2 protein-coding genes are annotated in these 6,024 nt (G+C 37.4%); one reads left to right on the plus strand and one right to left on the minus strand.

Translation table 11 applies throughout. From position 1 onward, the window contains the following. The first annotated feature begins 357 nt into the window (after window positions 1-357). Complete coding sequence (locus AC3DU7_RS22310) at window positions 358-5,013, plus strand: HEAT repeat domain-containing protein (protein ID WP_488041497.1); 4,656 nt, start codon at window positions 358-360, stop codon at window positions 5,011-5,013. A gap of 108 nt (window positions 5,014-5,121) precedes the next feature. Here the strand turns inward: AC3DU7_RS22310 and AC3DU7_RS22315 are convergent, their stop codons facing one another. Beyond that, window positions 5,122-5,709 carry a hypothetical protein gene (locus AC3DU7_RS22315; protein WP_488041498.1) on the minus strand — a complete coding sequence of 196 codons (588 nt, stop codon included), beginning with the start codon at window positions 5,707-5,709 and terminating at the stop codon, window positions 5,122-5,124. Window positions 5,710-6,024 lie beyond the last annotated feature (315 nt).

Consider the following 6,024-nt stretch of genomic DNA (forward strand, 5'->3'; position numbering starts at 1 on the left):
ATTTTGGGGGGAATAAAACTCTAAAAGTCCCCCAATTTTGGGGGATTTAGGGGGCGTGGACCAGAACCAAACAATCACGCATTCATACTTCAATTCAGCAACGCTGCCTAATTTTTTTATAATGAAAAATAATTAAAACATAGGAGAATTAAATTAATTATGGTTGAATGGTTAGCTATTTGGGGAGTAACTCAGATCGAGTAGGGTGTGTTAGCGTCAGCGTAACGCACCGAAAATTCGAATCTGAGCGAAAATTCAAATCTAGATGGTGCGTTAATGAAATGTAACGCACCCTACTGGACTGCCTAATTTTTTTATAATGAAAAATAATTAAAACATAGGAGGATTAAATTAATTATGGTTGAATGGTTAGCTATTTGGGGAGTAACTCAGGCGGTTGGGTTTGTGTTTAAACCAATTCTTGAAGATTTAGCTAAAGATGCAGCTAAAGATTATGCTAAGGATTTTTTTAAGAGTAGTATTGGTAATGTTATTAAAGGGTTAAATAGAGAACCTTTACAAAAAGCGACGGGAAAAGCAATTAAAGAATTTTTAGAATTGGTACAGCAAGAATTGGAAGATGCCGATCTAGATGAAACTCAATTAAAACAATATATTAAACCTTTAAAACAATTTATTAAAAATCCCGATGTGGCAAAAACTCTCGGTAGTGCTTTTCAGAATGAAGTGAAAGTATTAGATACAAAAACATTAGCTACTATTGGGAATGAAATTTATCCATCTTTACCGAATAATTTTAACTGGGGAAGAGTAGGAAAACTATATCTGAAAAAAGCTAAAGCTATTCGCATTGAGTCGGATGAATTACGGAAAATATTGGATTCAGAAAATCTGGATAAATTGGCAAATCAAAACACTGAAATCAAACCAGAATTTGACCTAGAAAAATATCAGGAGGGAATTCGAGAACAATATGGAAATCTAAAATTAGAAAGTTTAGATACCAGTGGTTATGCCTATAATCAATTGAAATTATGGCGAATGTTTATTCCTCAAAATGTCCGGGAATCTCAGGAATTTCTGCCTCAAGTACATGAAATTCCTAAAGAATATCGACAGCGATTAAAGGAGACTGGGCAGTTTGGAGAAGATTTTTCTCAAGAACAATTGGAAGGTCTCCATCGGAGATATTTAGACCGTCCTATTCGCTCGGTTTTAGAGTTAGTTGAAGATACAAATTATCAATATTTAGTTATTCTGGGGGAACCCGGTTCTGGCAAGTCTACTTTATTACAATATATCGCTCTACAATGGGCAGAATTACCTCCGAAAGATTTACCTCTACAGCCAATTCCTATATTAATTGAACTACGGACTTATGTTCGGAACTATGATGCTAATAAATGCCAAAATTTTCTGGATTTTTTGGAAAAAGGTAGTGGTATAACTTGTCAATTACCTCAACAGGAACTTGATGCAAAGTTACAAAATAGCGATGCTATTGTGATGTTTGATGGATTGGATGAAGTTTTCGATCCTGCTAAACGAGAGGAAATAATTACTGATATTCATCGATTTACAAATGTCTATAAAAATGTACGGGTTATTGTTACTTCGCGGGTGATTGGTTATAAGCCACAAAAACTCCGGGATGCTCAATTTGACCATTTTATGTTGCAGGATTTAGAAGATGAACAAGTTGAAAATTTTATTCAACGTTGGCACGATTTGACTTATCAAGATGAGGTAGAAAAGGAGAGGAAAAGGGAAAGGTTGAAACGGGCAATTAAGGATTCTCCAGCTATTAAAGAGTTGGCAGGAAATCCACTGTTATTAACTATGATGGCTATTCTAAATAGAAATCAAGAATTGCCGAGAGATAGAGCTGAACTTTATAATCAAGCTTCGCGGGTTTTATTACATCAATGGGATATGGAAAGAGCGTTAGTTGATGCGAAGATTGACCCGATAACTATTGACTATAAGGATAAGCAGGCAATTTTGCGTCAGGTTGCTTTTTTTATGCAGAGAAATAAAGAAGGTTTGGCTGGTAATTTGATTCAGGAAAAAGATTTAGAAAGGATTATTAGAGAATATCTCAAAAGTATAGATATTAATGACGTGAGAACTGTGGCTAGGGCGTTGATGGAACAGTTGCGGAGTCGGAATTTTATTCTGTGTTTTGTTGGTGCAGAATATTATGCTTTTGTGCATAGAACTTTTTTGGAATATTTTTGTGCTTGGGAGTTTGTTTGGCAGTTTAAGGAAACTCAGAATATTTCAATAGATAAGTTGAAAAATGATGTTTTTGGCCAGCATTGGCGGGATGAAAAATGGCATGAAGTTTTGCGGTTAATTTCAGGGATGATTGATGCTAAGTTTGTGGGAGAAATTATTAGTTATTTGATGGAGCAAGAGGGGGAAGAGGAAAATTTTTTGAATTTATTTTTGGCAGGTAAGTTATTGTTTGAAGCTAGGATTCGTCATGGTATTTCTAATATAGAATTTCGGCTATTAGACAAGTTAAAAGATTTGACGGGATATAAAGCTTGTTATTATTATGACAATTATTATTACAGACATGGCGCTAATTACTTTAGACAACTTCGTCTAGAAAGCGATCGTAAAAAGGAATCCTTAGTTAGTAAAATTAATACCCAAGCTGTGGTAATCGTAGCAGAAACCTGGAGGGATCATCCTTCAACTTATACCTGGCTGAAACAAATAGCACAATCTGATTTTGATAGGGATGTACGACAAGAAACAATAAAACAAATAGCAACTGGTTGGAAAAACGACCCAGAAACTTTACCTATGATCGAAAGCCTGGTAAAGTCTAATGATGATTGGCAAGTTCGACGAGAAGCAGTGCAACAGTTAGCAACTGTTTGGAAAAGCAACCCAGAAACTTTACCTATGTTAAAACACTTGGTACAATCTGATTATGATTCAGGTGTGAGACAAGAAGCAGTGCGACAGTTAGCAACTGTTTGGAAAAGCGACCCAGAAACTTTACCGATGCTCAAACACCTGTTACAGTTTGATGATGAGACTTGGGTGAGACGAGAAGCAATAGAACAAATAGCAAATGGTTGGAAAAACGACCCAGAAACTTTACCGATGCTCAAACACCTGTTACAGTTTGATGATGATGAGCAAGTTCGACGAGAAGCAGTGCAACAGTTAGCAGATGGTTGGAAAGATGAACCGGAAACTTTACCGATGCTCAAACACCTGTTACAGTTTGATGATGAGACTTGGGTGAGAGTAGAAGCACTAAAACAAATAGCAACTAACTGGAAAGATAAAGCAGAAACTTTACCCATGCTCAAACACTTGGTACAGTCTGATGATAATACTAATATGAGAGTAGAAGCACTAAAACAAATAGTAACTGGTTGGAAAGATGAAGCAGAAACTTTACCCATGCTCAAGCACCTGGTACAGTCTGATGATAATAATGCGGTGAGATTAGAAGCAATAGAACAAATAGCAAATGGTTGGAAAGATGAAGCAGAAACTTTACCGATGCTCAAACACCTGGTACAGTCTGATGATAAGTTGAGGCTTGAAGCAGTGCGACAGCTAGCAGATAGTTGGAAAGATGAACCGGAAACTTTACCCATACTCAAACACCTAGTACAGTTCGATGATGATAACTGTGTGCGACTTGTATCAGTGCAGCAGTTAGCAGATGGTTGGAAAGATGAGCCAGAAACTTTACCGATGCTCAAACACCTGGTACAGTCTGATGATAATAACTTTGTGCGACGAGAAGCATTACGACGCTTAGTTTTTGGTTGGAAAGATGAAACAGACACTTTACCGATGCTCAAGCACTTGGTACAACCAGATCATAATTGGCAGATTCGACTTGAAGCAGTACGACAATTAGCAACTGGTTGGAAAGATGAACCAGAAACTTTACCGATGCTCAAACACCTGGTACAGTTCGATGATGATTTGATTTTGCGACTTGCAGCAGTGCAGCAATTAGCAATTAGTTGGAAAAATGAGCCAGAAATTTTACCGATGATTAAACGCTGTGTGGAGTCCAATGATGAGAAGTTAAGGATCAGAGTAGTGCAACAATTAGCAACTGGTTGGAAAAGTGAGCCAGAAATTTTACTGATGCTCAAACACCTAGTACAGTCTGACGATGATATTTGGGTGAGACGAGAAGCAGTGAAACGATTAGCAACTGGTTGGAAAAGTGAGCCAGAAATTTTACCGATGCTGAAACATTTGGTACATTCTGATGATGATATTTGGGTGAGACGAGAAGCAGTGGAACAATTAGCAACTGGTTGGAAAAGTGAGCCAGAAATTTTACCGATGCTGAAACATTTGGTACATTCTGATGATGATATTTGGGTGAGACGAGAAGCAGTGGAACAATTAGCAACTGGTTGGAAAAGTGAGCCAGAAATTTTACCGATGCTGAAACATTTGGTACATTCTGATGATGAAGATTTAAGAGGAGAAGCAATGGAACAATTAGCAACTGTTTGGAAAGATGACCCAGAAACTTTACCAATACTTAAACAACTAGCACAGTCTGGTAATAATTATTTAAGAGGAGAAGCAATGGAACAATTAGCAACTGCTTGGAAAGATGACCCAGAAACTTTACCAATACTTAAACAACTAGCACAGTCTGATAATAATTATTTAAGAGGAAAAGCAATGAAACAATTAGCAACTGCTTGGAAAGATAACCCAGAAATATTTGAATTATTTCGTAATTGCGCTCTTAATGACCCTTTTCAACGTCAAGATGACCTTGAAAATAATCCTTTTATAATTGTAATTTCTACCGGGATTAAAGATCGTGACTTCTATAAACCCCTGGATGACTTGATTCGCGATCGCCTCCGCAATGAATTTCAAACTGTTGAAGACAATCCTCGACAAATTGCACTAGAAGCAATAGTCAAACATTACCCAGACCATCCGCAAACCCTGCCACTATTAAAAGACAGAGCAGAAAATGATCCAGACGAAAAACTGCGGGAGTGGGCAAAGAAGAAATTGCGACGATTAGAAAGTTAGTCCAGGTCAGATTTTTCGCTTTTGTTGGGTTGCGCTGCCGCTTAACCCAACCTACTTCCTTCTTCCCTCTTCCTTCTTCCCTCTTCCTTCTTCCTTCTTCCTTCTTCATTACCTTGCTCCTCCTTCAATAGCAGAGTTAGCCATTTTTTTCAAAGTCTCCCCCTCAATTTCTGGACTTTGACCAACGCCTTTTAAAGATATACGATAGAATACTCCTTGATATTCCCATCCAATAATTGGAGGCGCACAAGATGCTCCACAAGTTAAAGGTCTAAAATATCCTTTAATGTCTTGTACTAAACTCAATTCTCGACTAAATTCATCATCTAAAGGTTTGCCTCCTTTTTCTCCACTCATATAACCAATAGAGCAAGCATTAGCAGTACAATCTTTTTCAAAAGCTAAAGTTATTTCATAACTATTATTTGTGCCTTTCCCATCAACATAAATTTGATTATCCGTACCTGTAATTAATAATTCACTCGGAAGTAAAATTGGCACTTTAGTTTGTTGTTTGATTTTCGGTAAAATCTCCGTTAATTCTGCCGCGACTGGTTGAGAGTTTTGTGTCAATAACTGACTTGTTACTGGATTAATTTGATAATTTGATAATCTCACAATAGGTTGTTTCCAACCCATAGATATTGTGAGGTAGGTAAACAAAATTATATTTTCAAAGGGAATAAGAATAGACATAGTTAAATAAAAGAAGGAAGAAGGAAGAAGACTTTCGTTTTCTAGTCTAGTGCTACATCGCTCGCCCCCTAAATCCCCCAATTTTGGGGGACTTAAAGATAGCAAATTGACTCTTGTCCCCCCCAAACTTGGCTTGCTCGGGGGGCAAATTTCTGTGTTAAAAAAGAAGTAAGAAGGAATAAGAAAGAGGGAAGAAGACTTTAGTTTTCTAGTGCTAGATAACTCGCCCCCTAAATCCCCCAATTCTGGGGGACTTTTAGAAGCAAATTGGCTTTTGTTCCCCCCAAACTTGGGGGGCTAGGGGGGCAAATTTCA

This window comes from Okeania sp. (assembly GCF_983059655.1).